The 17,897-nt window shown below is 66.1% G+C and carries 20 protein-coding genes; 13 read left to right on the top strand and 7 right to left on the bottom strand.

Annotated features, from left to right (window positions below; translation table 11 throughout):
* Positions 1-9: 9 nt before the first annotated feature.
* Positions 10-1,185, bottom strand: a complete 1,176-nt coding sequence (locus DPR14_RS12570; RefSeq protein ID WP_158045446.1) for a M20 aminoacylase family protein — start codon at positions 1,183-1,185, stop codon at positions 10-12.
* Positions 1,186-1,245: 60 nt separating this feature from the next.
* Positions 1,246-3,699: a penicillin acylase family protein gene (locus DPR14_RS12565; protein WP_158045445.1), complete on the bottom strand. Its 2,454-nt coding sequence runs from the start codon at positions 3,697-3,699 to the stop codon at positions 1,246-1,248.
* A 266-nt stretch (positions 3,700-3,965) separates the two neighbouring features.
* On the opposite strand from DPR14_RS12565, the gene DPR14_RS12560 reads away from it, so the two are divergent.
* Both DPR14_RS12560 and DPR14_RS12555 read left to right on the top strand, forming a co-directional pair.
* Positions 3,966-4,961, top strand: coding sequence for an MBL fold metallo-hydrolase (locus DPR14_RS12560; RefSeq protein WP_192499446.1), 996 nt, complete (start codon positions 3,966-3,968; stop codon positions 4,959-4,961).
* 37 nt (positions 4,962-4,998) lie between these two features.
* A complete protein-coding gene (locus DPR14_RS12555; RefSeq protein ID WP_158045443.1) occupies positions 4,999-5,496 on the top strand; it encodes a GFA family protein in 498 nt (165 codons plus the stop codon).
* A 17-nt stretch (positions 5,497-5,513) separates the two neighbouring features.
* On the opposite strand, the gene DPR14_RS12550 is transcribed toward DPR14_RS12555, so the two are convergent.
* Together DPR14_RS12550 and DPR14_RS12545 are read right to left on the bottom strand one after the other, a co-directional pair.
* Complete coding sequence (locus DPR14_RS12550) at positions 5,514-5,933, bottom strand: rhodanese-like domain-containing protein (RefSeq protein ID WP_158045442.1); 420 nt, start codon at positions 5,931-5,933, stop codon at positions 5,514-5,516.
* Positions 5,934-6,009: 76 nt separating this feature from the next.
* Positions 6,010-6,219, bottom strand: a complete 210-nt coding sequence (locus tag DPR14_RS12545) for a hypothetical protein (protein WP_158045441.1) — start codon at positions 6,217-6,219, stop codon at positions 6,010-6,012.
* A gap of 213 nt (positions 6,220-6,432) precedes the next feature.
* Here DPR14_RS12545 and sfsA point away from each other — a divergent pair, with 213 nt between their 5' ends.
* The 3 genes from sfsA (at position 6,433) to radC (ending at position 8,806) form a co-directional block, all read left to right on the top strand.
* Positions 6,433-7,176: a DNA/RNA nuclease SfsA gene (gene sfsA, locus DPR14_RS12540; RefSeq protein WP_158048118.1), complete on the top strand. Its 744-nt coding sequence runs from the start codon at positions 6,433-6,435 to the stop codon at positions 7,174-7,176.
* A complete protein-coding gene (gene map, locus DPR14_RS12535) occupies positions 7,173-8,003 on the top strand; it encodes a type I methionyl aminopeptidase (RefSeq protein WP_158045440.1) in 831 nt (276 codons plus the stop codon). Before sfsA ends, map begins: the two co-directional genes overlap by 4 nt.
* Before the next feature lie 65 nt (positions 8,004-8,068).
* Positions 8,069-8,806, top strand: a complete 738-nt coding sequence (gene radC, locus DPR14_RS12530) for a RadC family protein (protein ID WP_246149244.1) — start codon at positions 8,069-8,071, stop codon at positions 8,804-8,806.
* 4 nt (positions 8,807-8,810) lie between these two features.
* Here the strand turns inward: radC and DPR14_RS12525 are convergent, their stop codons facing one another.
* Positions 8,811-9,539 carry an aldolase gene (locus DPR14_RS12525; protein WP_158045438.1) on the bottom strand — a complete coding sequence of 243 codons (729 nt, stop codon included), beginning with the start codon at positions 9,537-9,539 and terminating at the stop codon, positions 8,811-8,813.
* Between the two features lie 148 nt (positions 9,540-9,687).
* Between DPR14_RS12525 and DPR14_RS12520 the strand changes: the two genes are divergently transcribed.
* On the top strand, positions 9,688-10,878 hold the full coding sequence (locus tag DPR14_RS12520; protein ID WP_192499445.1) for a hybrid sensor histidine kinase/response regulator: 1,191 nt from the start codon (positions 9,688-9,690) through the stop codon (positions 10,876-10,878).
* Between the two features lie 49 nt (positions 10,879-10,927).
* Here DPR14_RS12520 and DPR14_RS12515 read toward each other — a convergent pair whose 3' ends face one another.
* Entirely contained in the window at positions 10,928-11,092 is a 165-nt protein-coding gene (locus tag DPR14_RS12515) for a CsbD family protein (RefSeq protein ID WP_158045436.1), read from the bottom strand.
* Positions 11,093-11,258: 166 nt separating this feature from the next.
* Here DPR14_RS12515 and purB point away from each other — a divergent pair, with 166 nt between their 5' ends.
* Positions 11,259-12,554, top strand: coding sequence for an adenylosuccinate lyase (gene purB / locus DPR14_RS12510; protein WP_158045435.1), 1,296 nt, complete (start codon positions 11,259-11,261; stop codon positions 12,552-12,554).
* A 91-nt stretch (positions 12,555-12,645) separates the two neighbouring features.
* Here purB and DPR14_RS12505 read toward each other — a convergent pair whose 3' ends face one another.
* Positions 12,646-12,966, bottom strand: coding sequence for a DUF1476 domain-containing protein (locus DPR14_RS12505; RefSeq protein WP_158045434.1), 321 nt, complete (start codon positions 12,964-12,966; stop codon positions 12,646-12,648).
* Between the two features lie 108 nt (positions 12,967-13,074).
* Between DPR14_RS12505 and DPR14_RS12500 the strand changes: the two genes are divergently transcribed.
* The 6 genes from DPR14_RS12500 to DPR14_RS12475 all read left to right on the top strand — a co-directional run bounded on the left by DPR14_RS12500 (position 13,075) and on the right by DPR14_RS12475 (position 17,820).
* The gene (locus DPR14_RS12500; protein WP_158045433.1) at positions 13,075-13,830 is read left to right on the top strand and encodes an NRDE family protein; all 756 of its coding nucleotides are present in this window, start codon (positions 13,075-13,077) and stop codon (positions 13,828-13,830) included.
* 151 nt (positions 13,831-13,981) lie between these two features.
* On the top strand, positions 13,982-14,746 hold the full coding sequence (gene purC / locus DPR14_RS12495) for a phosphoribosylaminoimidazolesuccinocarboxamide synthase (RefSeq protein WP_158045432.1): 765 nt from the start codon (positions 13,982-13,984) through the stop codon (positions 14,744-14,746).
* A gap of 31 nt (positions 14,747-14,777) precedes the next feature.
* Positions 14,778-15,020, top strand: coding sequence for a phosphoribosylformylglycinamidine synthase subunit PurS (gene purS, locus DPR14_RS12490; RefSeq protein WP_158045431.1), 243 nt, complete (start codon positions 14,778-14,780; stop codon positions 15,018-15,020).
* Positions 15,017-15,688 (top strand): DNA-3-methyladenine glycosylase family protein, encoded by a 672-nt coding sequence (locus tag DPR14_RS12485; RefSeq protein ID WP_158045430.1) that lies wholly within the window; start codon positions 15,017-15,019, stop codon positions 15,686-15,688. The genes purS and DPR14_RS12485 overlap by 4 nt, the downstream gene beginning before the upstream one ends.
* Before the next feature lie 41 nt (positions 15,689-15,729).
* Positions 15,730-16,362 carry a YceI family protein gene (locus DPR14_RS12480; RefSeq protein WP_158045429.1) on the top strand — a complete coding sequence of 211 codons (633 nt, stop codon included), beginning with the start codon at positions 15,730-15,732 and terminating at the stop codon, positions 16,360-16,362.
* A gap of 324 nt (positions 16,363-16,686) precedes the next feature.
* Positions 16,687-17,820: a TRAP transporter substrate-binding protein gene (locus tag DPR14_RS12475; protein ID WP_158045428.1), complete on the top strand. Its 1,134-nt coding sequence runs from the start codon at positions 16,687-16,689 to the stop codon at positions 17,818-17,820.
* Positions 17,821-17,897: the final 77 nt, after the last annotated feature.

Below are 17,897 nucleotides of genomic sequence, written 5' to 3'. Positions count from 1 at the left end.
TCGCCTCCCTCAGCCGCGCGCCGGAAGGGCGCGTTCGACCAGTTCGCCCCAGTAGGAGACCCCGATCGGCAGGATGTCGTCGTTGAAGTCGTAACGGGGATTATGGAGCAGCCGGTTGCCGTCGGTCGGCCCGTTGCCCACCCAGACATAGCAGCCGGGGCGATGCTCCAGCATGAAGGCGAAATCCTCGGCGCCCATGCTGGGCGCCAGGTCGGTCCGGACCTGGTCCGACCCGACCACCTGCGCCGCGACGATCCGGGCGAACTCGGTCTCCGCCGCCGTGTTGACCGTCACCGGATATCCGTAGGTGTATCGCAGTTCCATGGTGATGCCGTGGGCATGGGCCACCCCCTCGCAGATCCGGCGCAGCGCCGGCTCCATGCCCGCCTGGACGTCACGGTCGAGGGTGCGGACCGTGCCGCGGATGTTCACCGTCTCCGGGATGACGTTGAAGGCGTCCCCGGCGTGGAACTGGGTCACGCTGACCACCACGGCGTCGGTCGGGGCGATCGTCCTGCTGGCGATCGTCTGGAGGGTCGAGACCAGGTTGGCGCCCGCCACGATCGGGTCCCTTCCCAGGTGCGGCATGGCGGCATGGGTACCCAGGCCGGTCACGGTGATCTCGAAGGTGTCCATCGACGCCATGACCGGACCGACCACGGCGCCGACGCTCCCGACCGGCAGGCCGGGCCAATTGTGCATCCCATAGACGGCCGCCATCGGGAAGCGGTCCATCAACCCCTCCTCGACCATCACCCGGCCGCCGCCGGCGGTTTCCTCCGCGGGCTGGAAGATGAAGTAGGCCGTACCGTCGAACCGCTTGGTCTCCGCGAGGTAGCGGGCGGCACCCAGCAGCATGGTGGTATGGCCGTCATGGCCGCAGGCGTGCATTTTTCCCGGGGCAGTCGACTTGTACGGCAGGTCGTTGGCCTCGTTGATCGGCAGGGCGTCCATGTCGGCCCGAAGGCCGATCGCCTGGTTGCCGCCGCGCCCTGCCCGCAGCACGCCGACCACGCCCGTCTTGGCGATGCCCCTGTGGACCTCCAGGCCGAACTCTTCCAGCTTTCGGGCGACGAAGTCGCTCGTCCGGTGCTCTTCGAAACCCAGTTCCGGGTGGGCGTGAAGGTCACGCCGCCACTCGGTCAGTTCGCCGTGCATTTCCCTGATGCGGTCGTCGATCTTCATTTCACTTCTCCAAGACTTTGCCCGCCTTCCGCTCGATGGGCGGCGGGCCGTAATATGCCGTCAATTGGACGGGATCAGACGGATCCGCTCCGCCGCCGCTTCTTCGATCTCCTTGCGGCTGTAGAGCAGCGGGAAATACTGTTCCTGCTGCCAGAGCGGAGCGAGATCCCGGTAATGGGGGCTGTTCGGGTTGCCGGACTGGCCCGGCGTGTTCACCGCGCGCGAGGCGTCCCAGTTGCCGACGTCGAGCACCATCTTGAACGAGCCCCCGGCGGTGATCCGGAAATCGCTGGTCCGATAGGTCGTGGCGTTCGGCGTGAAGCCGCTGCCCCCCTTGGGGAACGGCCCGACATCCAGCAGGCGCTTCTCCTCCGTCCCGACGACCGCGGCCAGGGGATGCTCGAAATAGCCGTGGTGCAGGCTTGCCCAACGCCACGCCTGCATGTCCGGTCCCAGCTTCGCCTTCAGTTCCGATATCGCCGGCTTCAAGGTGTCCAGCAGCAGGGCGTTTCGGGCCTCGGCGGGATCGCTGCCGAGCCGCTGGTCCGGCTGTTCAAGCACCGCGATGATCGCCGCCGGTTCCCCGCTCTGGACACCACCCTTGTCGACCAGTTCCACGGCTTCCTTCGGCACCGTCGCACGGACAACCGCGGGCCGCAGGTGCTTCATGAACCAGATTTCGTAGAGCGCGCCGGCGGCGCTGTCGGCGGTCAGCACGCCGTTCCAGGACGTCAGCAGCCGGAGCGCCTGGCCCACCTCCGGTTCGGCGCTTTGAAGCCCGTCGAGCAGCGCGGTGACGCGCCGGCCCTGGATCGAGGTCGTGTCGGCCTGGAGCGCCATGGAGTCCTCCAGCCCGAACTTGCGGTCGGCGCCCAGGACCTCGCTGATCCGGTCGAAGCGGGAAGGATCGGTCCATTCGAAGCCGATCTTCTTCTCGGCGTTGGGATATCCCGGCGGCAGGTTGTTCTGGTTGGCGCTTCCGACCCAGTTGCGCGGCGGATTGTACTCGACCGGCAACTCGTCCATGTCGCGGTAGCCGGCCCATTCGTAGCGGCCGTCGCCCGGCACCGGCAGCAGCCCGTCCCAGTTCGGCCGCACGGGCGTCAGCCCGCCCGGCTTCCAGCCGATATTGCCGTCGGCGTCGGCGTAGACCTGGTTCTCCGACGGGGAGCCCCAGCGGTTCATGGCGCCCAGGAACTCGTCCCAGTTCTCGGCGCGCATATAGTCGATGCTGCCGAAATAAGGTGCCATCCCCGGCTCCAGCCAAGCGGCGCGCACGGCGTAGGCCTTGTTGTTCGTCTCGTCCACGTAAAGCACCGGGCCGTGCCGGGTATAGCGGAGACCCACCTTGCGATCGGACTGCCCCTTGACCGGGATCTCGTCGGAGACCGTCGTCATCGGCTCCCATCGTCCCTGGTAGTTGTACTGGGACCGGTCCGCCGGGTTCAGGTCGTAGACGTAGAGGTCTTCCTGGTCGATCGAGAAGATCGTCAGGCCGAAGGCGATCTTGCCGTTGTGGCCGATCGAGATGCCGGGAAGCGAAGGCTCGCCCGCGCCGATCACGCTGAAGCCCGGCGCATTCAGGTGCGCGATGTAACGCAGCGAGGGCGCCCCGTGGGCCCGGTGGGGATCGTTGGCCAGGATCGCCCTGCCGGTCGTGGTCTTTTCCGGGGCGATCGCCCAGTTGTTGCTGCCGAGCGCCGTCGGCTCGATCTCCGGCTCCCGCCCGGGCTCGAGGTTGGCGCGCTGGCCGCCGGCCAGCTTCTCCTTGGTAAAGCTTACGCTTCCGGTACCGAGCTTGTACGCCTGCGCGACCTGGGGCGGGATCGCACAGGGATCGAGCCCCTCCGGCACCTTCGTATCCCAACCCGTCGTCTCGGCGTCGACCTCCAGGGTGCGGCGCATGAGGTCGGTCTTGAGGTCGGCGGCGCAGGCAACGGCCGCGCGCTCGATCTCGCTGTCGAGGTTGCGGGTGAGGCCGTGGCTGCGGATGCGCACCACGTCTTCCGGCAGCCAGTAGGACGGCTGGTATCCCAGAAGCTTGAACTCCATGGGCAGCAGGTCGGCGTTCTGCCGCGCCAGGGTGACGAATGCATTCACCCCGTCGGTGTACCGCTGGGCGATCCGCTTCGAATCCGACCCGTACGCCAGCCATTCCCGGTACATGTCGCCACGGTACAGCAACTGCCGGGCCATCCGGTCCTGCTCGACATAGGCCGGGCCGAAGTCGCGGGCGAGTTCGCCCAGGCCGCGCTTCCGCCACAGGTCGATCTGCCAGAGCCGGTCGCGCGCCGCGTTGAAGCCTTGAACGAAGAAAACGTCGTAAGTGTTTTCCGCATAAAGGTGCGGAACGCCCCAGCGGTCGACGATGATTTCGGCGGGGGTGGTCAGGCCCGCGACCCTGTATGTCGTCTCCGTCACCCGTGCGGGCGACCCGGTCTGCGCCGTGGCGGCCGTCACCATCAGCGCCAGGAGCGAGCAGGCTCCCAGCGCCCGCTTCGTGAACTTCTCCATGTATCCTCCCTTTGTCCCTATAACTGCTGAACTTTCGGTTGAACGCAGTCTATTCGGCACCTTCGATGCCGGAACAGGTTTCCCGGCTGGAATGCCTTCATGGCAGGCATGCCCGACTTTCGGCCGGTCGCGTGGGAACAGCCTGGCGGCTGATGCATTTCACAAAGCTGTCCTGCTTGAACGGGCGGCGAAGACTTTCGCGTGCATCGACCTAAATGACGGTATCGGCCGGCAAACGGCAGCCAGCAGACAGGAGGAACGAAGCCATGGCAGAAGCAGGAATGAATCGCCGCGCTCTTCTCGGCACCGCAGCGGCCGTGACCGCGACGGCGGCGGCTGGCCCGCTCGGTTCCGGGGCGGCCCATGCCCAGGGCGCGCCGCCGCAGGCGAACGCGCAGCTTCCGGGAGCCTTCCGCTACAAGGTCGGGTCGTTCGAAGTGACGTCGCTGTTCGACGGGTACGGCACCCGGCCCATGGACGACAAGTTCGTAGTCAATGCTCCGCTCGACCAAGTGCAGGGAGCCTTGAAGGACGCGTTCCGGCCGACCGACAGTCTCCGCATCACCTACACTCCGGCGGTCGTCCACACCGGCAGCCAGATCGTCCTGCTGGACGCCGGGTCCGGCGGAAAGCTGGGGCCGACCACCGGGATGATGAGCCGGAACATGGCCGTGGCCGGGATCGATCCGGCCTCGATCACCACCCTGGTGATCTCGCACTTCCACGGCGACCATATCTCAGGGATCAAGGGCACCGACAACAGCCTGGCCTTCGCCAACGCCGAGATCCTCGTTCCGGAAGCGGAATGGGCCTACTGGATGGACGAGGGCGAAATGAGCCGCGCGCCGGCAGCGCGCCAGTCGGCGTTCGAACTGGTCCGTTCCACCTTCGGCGATCTCGGCGACCGGGTGCGGCGCTACAAGGCCGAAGAGGAGATCATCCCGGGGTTCACCGCGGTCGAGGCCCATGGGCACACGCCCGGCCATACCGCGCTCCAGATCTCGTCCGGCAACGAAACGGTCATGGCGCTGGCCGACACCACCAACGTCCCCTTCCTGTTCGTCCGGAATCCCGACTGGTCGGCGGTGTTCGACATGGATGCCGACATGGCCCGGGCGACGCGCCGTAGGTTGCTGGACCGAATCGCGGCTGACCGGGCCCTGGCGTTCGGTTACCATTGGGGCCTGCCCAACGCCGGCCATATCCGCCGCGCAGGTTCGGGATACGAATTCGTTCCGCTGAATTACGTTCAAACCCTCTGATCGGCCCCCGGGGCCCGGACGGGAACGGGAGGACCTCATGAAGCTCGACGGTTCATGCCGCTGCGGTGCGGTCAAGTTCTCCCTGAACTCGCCCACGCCGGTTCCCTTCATGTACTGCTACTGCTCGATCTGCCGGAAAAGCGCCGGCGGCGGCGGTTGCGCCGTCAATCTCGGCGGCGACGCCGATACCCTGCGGATTCTGCAGGGCAAGGAGGCGGTGGCGATGTGGCGGGCCCCGACCGAGGATCCCGACCGCCCCGGCCAGACCTGCCTCGGTCCCTCGCACCGGCACTTCTGCGGCAAGTGCGGGTCCGCCCTGTGGGCGGAGGACCCCGCCTGGCCGGACCTGGTCCATCCCTTCGCGTCGGCGATCGACACCCCGCTGCCGGTGCCCCCGGAGCGGGTCCATATCATGCTGGACTTCAAGGCGCCGTGGGTGACGGTACCCTCGGGACCGGGCGAGGTTCATTTCGCCCGGTATCCCGACTTATCGCTGGAGGACTGGCATCGGCGCCACGGCCTGCTCGACCGGTGAGACGCCCGGACAGGCTGTCAACCCTGGCTCCAGGGCAGGCCGGACCGCTTCCAGCCGGCGACGGTGCCCCGGTGGCCCTGCTCATCCTTCGGCCCTTCGAAGCCGTCGGCGATGTTGAATACCCGGGTATAACCGTGTTGGGCGGCCAGCTTCGCGGCGGCCGTGCTGCGCACGCCGGAACGGCAGAGGAAATAGACCTTGTCCTCCGGTTCGACCCCTTCCACCCGCAGCTTGTGGATGAAATCCGACTCCACCTCCATGCCGGGATACACCTGCCACTGGATCCTGACCGGCGCCTTGCCGATCGAGGCCATGTCCGGCTGTCCGACGAACGACCATTCGGGCGCCGTCCGGACATCCACCAGTTTGGCGGAGGGATCTGTCTTCAGCACCTCCCATACGTCCTTCGGCTGCTCGTTCGGGATGTCTTCGCTCATTGTTCCAAGCTCCCCCTTCGGGTTCGTGACGGGCCGGCGGGCCGGCCCGTCACTCTCCGGACGCTCGAGCGGACGGTCAAGCGCGCATCATGGCACGGCCGGACCGCAGCGACGTCTCCAGGCGGCGCGCCTCGCGCTCGGCATGGGCGGGACTCTTGAAGATACGGCCGTCCAGTGCCCGTGCCGCGGCATCCGAAGCGAAGAATCGATATCCGCCGTCCTGGAGGACGACGACTCCGACGGCGGTTCCGGCCGTCTCGATGATGAAGGCGGGTGCTGTAGACATACTCAACTCCGAGAAGCCGCTTCCAGCGCGGCAGCGGTCTAACAGCGCGATCAGGTTTACGTTCCGTTCCGAAACTTTCGAACGGCATGGATGTGCGAAAACGAACATGCCGCGTCTCGCCGATCCTTGCCGTTCCCCGGCCGGGGCGGCTAAAAGGTCGGGATCATGACGCTCCCCACCGCGACGCCAGCCCCCTTCCCGCCCCCGCCAGGCATCCGTTTCGCCGCCGCGCTGACCGAGGGGCGGCTCGTCCAGCGGTACAAGCGCTTCCTGGCGGACGTGACCCTGGCGGACGGCGGGGTGGTGACCGCCCATGTGCCGAACTCGGGCGCCATGCTCGGCCTGAACGCTCCCGGGTCCCGCGTCTGGCTGTCCCGGTCGGACAATCCGTCGCGGAAGCTGCCCTACACCCTGGAGTTGGTCGAGGCCGACGGGCACCTGATCGGCGTCAACACGGGCCATCCCAACGCGATCGCCGCGGCCGCCATCCGTGCCGGCGCGATCCCGGATCTGGCCGGCTACCCTACGGTCCGGCGCGAGGTCAAGTACGGCCGCAATTCCCGGATCGACCTGCTGCTGGAGGGAGACGGCCGCCCTAGCGCCTATGTCGAGGTCAAGAACGTCCATCTGCGCCGCCCGGACCGCTACGGCGGAACGGCCGCCGAGTTTCCCGACTGCGTCACGGCGCGGGGCGCCAAGCACCTCGTCGAGCTTGCGGACATGGTTGCCTTGGGATGCAGGGCGGTCATGCTGTACCTTGTCCAACGCACGGATTGCGACCACTTCCGAGTCGCACAGGACATCGACCCGGCCTACCATCGGGGTCTGGTCGGTGCGAGGAATGCCGGTGTCGAGACCTTGTGCTATTCCTGCACCGTCTCGCCGGAGGCGATCCTGCTGGAGCGGCCTCTCCCGGTGCGTCTTGAACTTGCTGAAAACCCTACGGAACCAGAATGACCAGAGCTGAAGCGGCCCAGACCGACGACCTTGACTCCAACCGGATCCGTCTGCATGGACCCGAGGATTTCGCCGGCATGCGCAAGGCCGGTCATCTGGCCGCGGCGACGCTGGACTTCATCACGCCCCATGTCGTCCCCGGCGTCACCACGGGCGAGATCGACGCCCTGTGCGAGACCTTCATCCGCGACCATGGCGCGGTGCCGGCGCCGCTTGGCTACCGCGGCTATCCCAAGGCAACCTGCATCTCGATCAACCACGTGGTCTGCCACGGCATTCCCGGAGACAAGCGGCTGCGTGACGGCGACATCCTGAACATCGACATCACCGTCATCCTGGACGGCTGGTTCGGCGACACCAGCCGGATGTTCCTGGCCGGCGACGCCGTCAGCGTCAAGGCACGCAAGCTGGTTGACGTCACCTACGACTCGCTGATGCTTGGCATCGCGGCGGTCAAGCCGGGCGCCACCCTGGGCGACATCGGATACGCGATCCAGAAGTTCGCCGAATCCCACCGGTTCTCGATCGTGCGCGACTTCTGCGGCCACGGTCTGGGCCGCGTTTTCCACGACGCGCCGTCCGTGCTGCATTTCGGACAGCCCGGCCGCGGCACCGTGCTGCGGGAGGGCATGTTCTTCACGATCGAGCCGATGATCAACGCCGGCCGCTTCGACGTGAAGATCCTGTCCGACGGCTGGACCGCTGTCACCAAGGACAAGAGCCTGTCGGCCCAGTTCGAGCATTCCATAGGCGTCACCAGGGACGGCTGCGAGATCTTCACGCTCTCGCCCGCCGGGTACACAAAGCCGCCCTATATCACCGGCTGACAACCGCCACGCGACACGCCTATAGTCCTGCATTCCAGTGCATGCAGAACTGTCGCGAGGATCGCGTGACCGATACAGAACCGGCCAGAATCGAAGACGCCCTGGCGGCCGGGACCCTCGAGGACGCGGGGCCGGACCATCTCGGCCACCGCGACCGCCTGCGCAGCCGTTTCCTGACGGCAGGCGCCGACGCGCTCCAGGATTACGAGCTGCTGGAGCTTCTGCTGTTCGCGGCGCTCCCCCGTCGGGACGTCAAGCCGCTCGCCAAAAGCCTCCTGCGCGCCTTCGGCGGCCTGTGGGGAGTCCTGAACGCCCCGCCGGAGGCCCTGCGCCGCCAGTTTCCCAAGCTGACCGACGGCACCATCGCCGCGCTCACGGTGGTCGGCGCGGCGGCGCTTCGCATGACCCGGCAGGAGATCATGGACAAGCCGGTTCTCAGCACGTGGCAGCGCCTGCTCGACTATTGCCAGGGCACCATGGCGAACCTGCCGACGGAACAGTTCCGCCTGCTGTTCCTGGACCGCAAGAACGTGCTGATCGCCGACGAGGTGCAGCAGCACGGCACCGTCGACCACACGCCGGTCTATCCGCGCGAGGTGGTCAAGCGGGCGCTGGAACTGGGCGCGTCGGCGATCATCCTGGTCCACAACCACCCGAGCGGCGACCCGACCCCCAGCCGGGCCGACATCGAGATGACGAAGGAGATCGCCCGGGCCGCGGCGGCGCTCGGCATGCAGATCCACGACCATCTCGTGATCGGCAGGGGCAAGCACAGCAGCTTCAAGGCGATGGGGCTGCTCTGATCCTTCAGGAGGCGTAGTCCGGCTCCTCCCGGTCGAGGATCCGCAGCAGCGCCGCGAAGTGCCGTTCGGAATTGTCCTCGCCGGCGATCTGGAGTGCCACCTTGCGCGCCAGCTCATCGGGCACCCGCTTCAGCGGCCGGCCGGTGGACATCGCGAGTACCTGGTTCCGGCAGGCCCGCTCCAGGTAGTACATGGTGTCGAAGGCGAAGGCGACGCTGTGGCCGATCACCGTCACCCCGTGGTTAGCCATGAACATGATCTGGCGGTTGCCCAGCGCGCCGCAGATCCGGTCGCCCTCCTCCTCGTCCAGGGCCAGCCCGTTGTAATCGTCGTCGTAGGCGATGCGGTCGTAGAAGCGCAGGGCATTCTGGTTCACCGGCTCCAGCCGTCCCCCTTCCAGCGTGGTAAGCGCGGTCGCGTGGGGCATGTGGGTGTGCAGGATGCAGCGGGCCTGCGGAACGCCGCGGTGCAGCCTGGAATGGATGAAGAAAGCGGTCGGCTCGGGCGGCTCGCCGCCGCCCGCGACGGAGCCGTCCGGCTCGACCAGCAGCAGGTCGGACGCCCGGATCTCCGAGAAATGCATGCCGTGCGGGTTGACCAGGAAACGGTCTCCGGAATCGCTGACCGCGACGCTGAAGTGGTTGCACACGCCCTCATGGAAGCCCAGTCTCGCGGCCCAGCGGAAGGCTGCGGCCAGTTCCACGCGCAGGCGCCGAACTTCATCGTTTTCCATGGTTGTCTCTCTCCTCCCCGTTGTACTGCCGCCCCTCCCGGGCTGCGGTCATTTCTCCCGGGCAGCAGTAATTGAGAAACCGCGCACTGACCAACTCTGCTATAAGGCGTGCCACTACACCTTTCGGCATAGCCACAAGGCCCCCGGTATGAGCGAACTGGATTTCCGCGATGCCCGCGTGCTGATCATAGACGATCAGGAAATGAATATCGCGATGTTGTCGGGCATGCTGAAGAAGCACGGGTTCCGCCAGCGTTTCTCGGCGAACGACCCGTTCGTGGGGATCGAGATGTTCCAACGGATCGCACCCCACCTCGTGCTGCTCGACATCGAGATGCCCGGACTCGACGGTTACGGCGTGCTGGCCCGGATCCGGGCGATCAGTCCCGACGTGATGATACCCGTGATCGTGCTGACCGCCCACACCGAACAGGCCGTGCGGCTGAAGGCGATCGACGCCGGGGCCAGCGATTTCCTGACCAAGCCGTTCGACGGGATGGAAGTCATCGGCCGGGCGCGGAACATGTCGATCCTGGGCATGATGTCGCGCCGCATCGCCGACGAGAACCGCCGCCTGGACGAGGCGGTGCGGGCGCGGACGGCCAAGCTGGAGCAGATGGTCGAGATCCTGCGCACCGCCGAATCGGCCCTCTCGGCAAAGGTCAGCGCCGCCGACGAATCGAAGACCCTGATGCGCAACCTGGCTTCCCGGGGCGCCCGAAGTTTCGCCGCCCTGGCCGATACCATCATGGAGACCAGCTTGGCGAATGCCAGCGAAACACCGGAATGGCTGGCGGTCAGCGGGATCGCCGAGCGGATCAAGCTGACCGCGGAGGAGATCGAACTGATCGCGGATGCCGAGCGCCGTGACCTGACGGTGTCGCGCCAGCGGGTCGAGTTGAAAGGGGCCGTCAACGGGGCCGTTGCCGCGATCGCCGGAACCGCGGAAGCCCGCAAGGTTGCCATATCGGTGGATCTGGTGTCGGCGCCGGCCGCCGTGATTATCGACAAGAGCTGGTTTGGCGTGGCGCTCCAGCGGGTGCTGGCAGAAGCGATCGACTGCACGCCCCCGTCGGGCGCCGTGAAGGTTTCGTGGGACGGATCCGGCGGTCCCGGATGGCTGTCGGTCACCGACGGCGGCTCTCCGGTTGTCCCGGCACAGCCGCGGGAGCTCGCGATGCCGTTCGACGTGAGGCGCGTCCAGCCGGCGGCGCGGGACGCGCGCACCGGCCTCGGCCTCGCGATCGCCACGGCGCTGACCCAGATGATGGGTTCGGAACTGGAGATCGCCGGAACGAGCGAGGGCGCCGTCTACCGCATCAGGCTGACGCCGGAATGATGGTGGACCGGGAGAGCGGAGCGCTGCCCGACCCGCGGCCGCGCCCTGTTTACAGCTTGTCCTTGAGGTTTCCGACACCCTTCTGGATTTTCCCCTCGGCCTTGTCCAGGTTTCCTTCGTCCTTCAGGGCCGGGTTGCCGACCAAATCGCCGATTCCCTTCTTGACGTCGCCTTTGATGTCCTTTGCCGTGCCGGCGATCTGGTCCCGATTCATCTTAGATCCCCTTGGTTCGTTCGATGAGGACCAAACCCTCGGCAAGCCCGTTTGTTGCCTTTCTCCGTCAAGCCGATTCGGACTTCGCCCTATGGCGAATTCCGGCCGCGCCCGCTATGGTCGCCCCATCACCCGCTGCCCTTGCCGCTGCCCTGAGAGATGAACGATGATTCCGCGCTACAGCCGCCCGGAAATGGCCCGTATCTGGGAGCCCGAGAACAAGTTCCGCATCTGGTTCGAGATCGAGGCGCATGCCTGTGACGCCCAGGCCGAACTGGGCGTGATCCCCCGTTCCGCCGCCGAAGCGGTGTGGCAGAAGGGCAAGTTCGAGATCGCCCGGATCGACGAGATCGAGCGCGAGACGAAGCACGACGTCATCGCCTTCCTGACCAACCTCGCGGAATATGTCGGTCCGGACGCGCGCTTCGTGCACCAGGGCATGACCTCCTCCGACGTGCTGGACACCACGCTGGCGGTCCAGCTGGCCCAGGCTTCCGACCTGCTGCTGGCCGATCTCGACGCGCTTCTGGCGGCCCTCAAGCGCCGCGCCGTCGAGCACAAGGACACGCCGACCATCGGCCGCAGCCACGGCATCCATGCCGAGCCGACGACCTTCGGGCTGAAGCTGGCGGGGCACTACGCCGCGTTCGCGCGCAACCGGGAACGGCTGGTCGCCGCGCGCGCGGAGATCGCGACCTGCGCCATCTCCGGCGCGGTGGGCACATTCGCGAACATCGACCCCTTCGTCGAGAAGTATGTGGCGGACAAGATGGGACTGGCGGTCGAGCCCGTCTCCACCCAGGTCATTCCTCGCGACCGCCACGCCATGTTCTTCGCGACGCTGGGGGTGATCGCCTCCTCGATCGAGAACCTCGCGGTCGAGATCCGCCATCTCCAGCGCACCGAGGTGCGGGAGGCGGAGGAGTATTTCTCGCCGGGCCAGAAGGGCTCCTCGGCGATGCCGCACAAGCGCAACCCCGTCCTGTCGGAGAACCTGACCGGCCTTGCTCGGCTGGTCCGCGCCGCCGTGACGCCGGCCCTGGAGAACGTGGCGCTCTGGCACGAGCGCGACATCTCGCATTCCTCCGTGGAGCGGGTGATGGGCCCCGACGCGACCGTCGCGCTGGACTTCGCGCTCGCACGAACGACCGGCATGATGGAAAAGCTGGTGGTCTATCCGGAACGGATGCGCCGGAACCTGGACGACCTCGGCGGCCTCGTCTTCTCGCAACGGGTGCTGCTGGCCCTGACCCAGGCCGGCATGAGCCGCGAGGGCGCCTATGTCGCCGTCCAGCGCAACGCCATGAAGGTGTGGGAGAGCGGCGGCAGCTTCCTGCAGAACCTTCAGGGCGACGCCGAGGTCACGAAGCACATCGATGCGGATGCGCTCGCCGCCCTGTTCAACATGGCCTACCACACCAAGCACGTGAACACGATCTTCAAGCGCGTGTTCGGCGGGTGACGGATCCCGCCCGCCGCCGGCCGGGGAAGGCGGGGCGGCGGGCGGCATTCCGCAGGGCGGCCGGGATTGCCGGCGGGTGTACCGGGCGGCGTTACTGGGAGGTGATCTGGTCGCGCGCGACCTGGAGCAGATGTTCGGCTTCCTTCTCCACCCGGTGCCGGCTGATGTCGATGCCGTGCTTTTCCAGGTCGCCGCAGACCCGCCGGACGATGTCGGCGGAGCCGGCCTCCTCGAAGTCGGCGTCGACGATGACGCGGGCGTACGCGTCGGCCTCCGGCTTCTCGAACTTCATCTGCTCGGCCGCCCACAGGCCAAGCAGCTTCGCCCGGCGGACCTGGATCTTGAACAGCAACTCCTCGTCATGCTTGAACTTGTTCTCGAATGCTCTTTCGCGCTCTTCAAACGTGGTCATTCGACCTTCTCCCCAGTTGACTGGCACCAGGTGACTGGCAACGGTTGGCTCACTGCCCTGCCGGTGGCTGTTCCCTACCCTACATAATGGCAAAGCGGACGGACGACCATGTGCTCTATCGTCATTCTACGCCAGCCGGGCGCGACATTCCCGCTGATCATCGGCGGCAACCGCGACGAAATGGCAGGACGCCCTTGGAAACCGCCGTCACGCCACTGGCCCGACCGGCCCGACGTGCTGGGCGGAATCGACGAGCTGGCCGGGGGCAGCTGGCTTGCGCTGAATGACACCGGCGTGGTCGCGGTAGTGCTCAACCGCATGGGAACCCTGGGTCCCGAGCAGGGCAAGCGCAGCCGGGGCGAGCTGGTGCTCGACGCCCTCGACCATGCCGACGCGGCCGACGCCGCGCAGGCGCTGGCACATCTCGATCCGGCGGCCTACCGGCCGTTCAACCTGGTTGTCGCGGACAACCGGGATGCCTTCTGCCTCAGCCGGCGCGAGGACGGCGCCCGCATCGGGATCGAACGGATTCCCGAAGGGGTGTCGATGGTGACCGCGCAAGACCTCAATGACGACTCGAGCAGCCGGATCCGCTTCTACCGTCCCCTGTTCGCCCATGCCCGGACGCCGGACCCCGCGGGAGGCGACTGGAAGGCGTGGGAGGAATTGCTGGGCAGCCGGATCTGGGATGGCGACGCGGGACCGCGGGGCGCCATGTGCGTGGTCACCCCGACCGGATTCGGGACCACCAGCAGCACGCTGCTGGCGCTGCCGTCGGCCGACCATCCGGAAGTCAAGCCGGTCTTTCGGTTCTGCTCCGGACGCCCCGACGAGACACCGTGGGAGGAGGTCGATCTCTCCTGAAAATCCATTTCGACCGGTTGCCGGTGCAAGCCGCACGCGGAGGCTCCGCACGCCGCCTCCATTGTGCTAAACGTAGTTGCTTGCTATATCAGCAACCATATTACCTGGACCGGTCCGTACAATCCGGTCCTGCCACTTCCGGAAGCCCATCATGACGCGACGCAGGCGGATCTACGAGGGCAAGGCCAAGGTTCTGTTCGAGGGACCGGAGCCTGGCACTCTGGTTCAGTATTTCAAGGACGACGCGACCGCCTTCAACAACCAGAAGCGAGGCATCATCACGGGCAAGGGGGTCCTGAACAACCGGATCTCGGAATACCTGATGACCAAGCTGGGGGAGATCGGCGTCCCCACGCATTTCGTGCGGCGCCTCAACATGCGCGAGCAGCTGGTCCGCGAGGTCGAGATCATTCCGATCGAGCTGGTGGTCCGCAACGTCGCCGCGGGTTCCCTGTCCAAGCGTTTCGGAATTCCGGAAGGCACCCAGCTCCCGCGCTCGATCATGGAATATTATTACAAATCCGATGAGCTGAACGACCCCATGGTATCGGAGGAGCATATCACCGCGTTCGGCTGGGCGACGCCCCAGGACCTGGACGACATGATGGCCCTGTCCCTGCGGATCAACGATTATCTATCCGGCCTGTTCCTCGGCATCGGCCTGAAGCTGGTCGACTTCAAGGTCGAGTTCGGCCGCCTGTGGGAGAACGACGAGATGCGGATCGTGCTGGCCGACGAGATCAGCCCCGACAATTGCCGGCTGTGGGACGTCAAGACCAACATGAAGCTGGACAAGGACCGGTTCCGCGAAGACCTCGGCCGGGTCGAGGAGGCGTACCAGGAAGTGGCGCGCCGGCTGGGTATTCTGCCGGAGGGCGGTCCCGGCGATTTCAACACACCGAAGCTGATGCAGTAGCAGCTCACGCGTTCTCGAAGGCAGATCGATCATGAAGGCAAATGTTCACGTCACCCTGAAGCGTGGCGTTCTCGACCCCCAGGGCAAGGCGATCGGCCACGCGCTGCAGTCTCTGGGCTTCGACGGTGTGGACGAGGTCCGTCAGGGCAAGTTCATCGAACTGGACCTGACGGAGACCGACCCGGAAGCCGCCCGCAAGGCGGTCGAGGCCATGTGCCAGAAGCTTCTGGCGAACACCGTGATCGAGGATTACCGCATCGACCTCGTCGGTTGACCTCTCACGAGGCCACGGTCGGGTCCCTGCTTTCCCGGGACCCTTTGTTCCACCGGTGCCTGGAGGCCGGGGGACCCCTGGCCGAACCCGTCCCTCGGACTCCCGCCGGATTTCCGGGACTGCTGCGCATCATCCTGGAGCAGCAGGTCTCGACGCTGGCGGCCGAGGCCATGTGGCGCAAGCTGTGCGCGGCGGCCGGTCCGCTGACGCCCGACGCGGTGCTGGCGCTGCCCGACGACACGCTGAAGGCCTGCGGCTTCAGCCGCCAGAAGATGGTCTATGCCCGCGGCTTGGCCGACCAGGTGGCTTCCGGCCAGCTCGACATAGACGCGGTCGGCCGCATGCCGGACGACGAAGCGCTGGAGGCGCTGGTGCGGGTGAAAGGCATCGGCCGCTGGAGCGCGGAGATCTACCTCCTGCTCGTGCTCTGCCGGCCCGATGTCTGGCCGGTGGACGACCTTGCGGTCGCCGTGGGGCTGCAATGGATGCTCGGCCGCGACCGTCGACCGCCGCGGGACGAACTGATGGCGTTGGGCGACCCCTGGCGCCCCTATCGCAGCACGGCGGCCCGTCTGGTGTGGCATTACTATCTTGCCGTCGCGCCTGGACGCCGGCGTCGTGCGCGCAGTGCATCGGCACTGGCACCCGACTGCATTTCTCCTAAATAGCTTCGAGCAACCCCGCGGTACAACAGCCAGGGAGGAACAAGATGATCGGCTCCACCACCCGGAACGTCCGACGCTGGGCAATCGGCGCCTTCGCGCTTTCGGCCTTCATGTCCATGTCGCTGCCGGCCGGCGCCGCCCCGCGCGACTACCGGATCGATCCGGAGCACGCCTCGTTCGGATTCCTCGTTTCCCACATCGGCTATGCCGACGTGCTCGGCATGTTCAGGGACATCGCCGGGACCTTCCGCTTCGACGAGGAGACCCAAGCCATCTCGGACGTCAAGGTGACGGTCAAGACCGCCAGCGTCTTCACGAATCATGACAAACGCGACGAACACCTGCGCAAGGAAGATTTCTTCTGGGCCGACCAGCACCCGGAGATGACCTTCACCATGACATCGGCGCAGAAGACCGGCGACCGTGCCGGCAAGATGACAGGGGACCTCACCCTGCGCGGCGTCACCCGGCCGGTAACTTTCGACGTCGTCCTGAACAAGGTCGGCGAGTACCCCTTCGGAGGAGGGCTGTTCGGCAAACCGAACTACGTCGCCGGGGTCTCCGCCCGCGGCACCATTCGACGGAGCGAATGGGGCATGGTGTACGGGACGGACAACGGCTGGGTCGGCGACGACGTGCAACTGATCATAGAGTTCGAGGGCATCCGGCAGAACTGAGAATCACCCGGCCGCCGATGGGATTTCCTTTCCCCCGGCACGATCCAGGATGGCTTGCTCGGCAAGAATGAGCAGGCGGTCCCGTCGCGTGTAATTCACCCCTGGGCGTTAATGTTATCTTAAGTATTGTATCACTATGCCAGTTTTGAATGTGTAGATGCGATACTTGTTGACGGTCCCAGACCTTCGTTTATGCTAACGACCAAGGATGAATCCCGCTCTGGCTGTCCTCGTCCAGTATAGGCGATACCGCTCGGCGGGCTCTTCGCTTGTGCAGCAAAAGAATAATCAGCCAGACAAAAACTTGATGTAGGGAGGATGAACATGAAAACCGACGAGACCACGGTTTCGCGCCGCAAGTTTCTGCGCACCAGTGCAATCGGGGCGGGTGCCGCCGCCGGAGCGCTTGCCGCTCCCGCCGTCGTGACTGCCCAATCCCCGGTCGTGCTCAAGATGCAGTCGTCATGGCCGTCCTCGGATATCTTCCAGGATATGGCCAAGCAGTACGTCGAACGGGTCGAGGCCATGTCCGGTGGACGACTCAGGATCGACCTGCTGCCCGCGGGCGCCGTGGTCGGTGCCTTCCAGGTCCAGGATGCCTGCCATGACGGCATCATCGACGCCGCCCACACTGTTCCCGTCTACTGGTACGGCAAGCACAAGGCCGCGTCCCTGTTCGGCACCGGGCCGGTCTGGGGCGGCAGCGCCACCAACCTGCTGGCCTGGATCCACAAGGGCGGCGGGCAGGAGTTCTACCGGGAGCTGACCCAGGACATCCTGGGGCTCAACGTGGTGGGTTTCTTCGGCTTCCCGATGCCGGCCCAGCCGCTCGGCTGGTTCAAGAAGGAGATCGCCGGCGCTTCCGACGTGAACGGCCTGAAGTACCGGACGGTCGGCCTGGCCGCCGACCTGATGCAGGCGATGGGCATGCGGGTGACCCAGCTCCCGGGAGGCGAGATCGTCCCGGCGATGGAGCGCGGCGTCATCGACGCCTTCGAATTCAACAACCCGACCTCCGACATGCGGTTCGGCGCCCAGGACGTGGCCAAGAACTACCTGCTGTCGTCGTACCATCAGGCCAGCGAGTCGTTCGAGTTCATCTTCAACAAGGACCGGTTCGAGAGACTGGACAAGGATCTCCAGGCCATCCTGCGGTACGCGGTCGAGTCGGCGAGCACGGCCAACACCGCCCTCGCCCTGGACCAGTACTCCGCCGACCTGCAGAAGCTGCAGAAGGAGTCGGGCGTCAAGGTGGTCCGCACCCCGGCCGACGTCCTCGCCAAGCAGCTTGAGGCGTGGGACAAGCTCATCCCGCAACTGGAAGGCGACGCGTTCATGAAGCGGGTGATGGACAGCCAGCGCGCCTGGACCGAACGCACCGTGTTCTATCAGCTGATGAACGACCCCGACTACAAGCTGGCGTACAGCCACTATTTCCCGAGCAAGATCGCCCTCTGACCGGGAAGGCCCTGGGTTTTCACGCCGGCGCGGTCCTGACCGCGCCGGCGCTTGTCTGACCTTGAGGCTTGGGAGAA

This window comes from Skermanella pratensis (assembly GCF_008843145.1).
GTDB classification, from domain to species: domain Bacteria; phylum Pseudomonadota; class Alphaproteobacteria; order Azospirillales; family Azospirillaceae; genus Skermanella; species Skermanella pratensis.
Note: the sequence above shows the minus strand (reverse complement) of the source record. Positions and strands in the feature narration are given on the sequence as shown.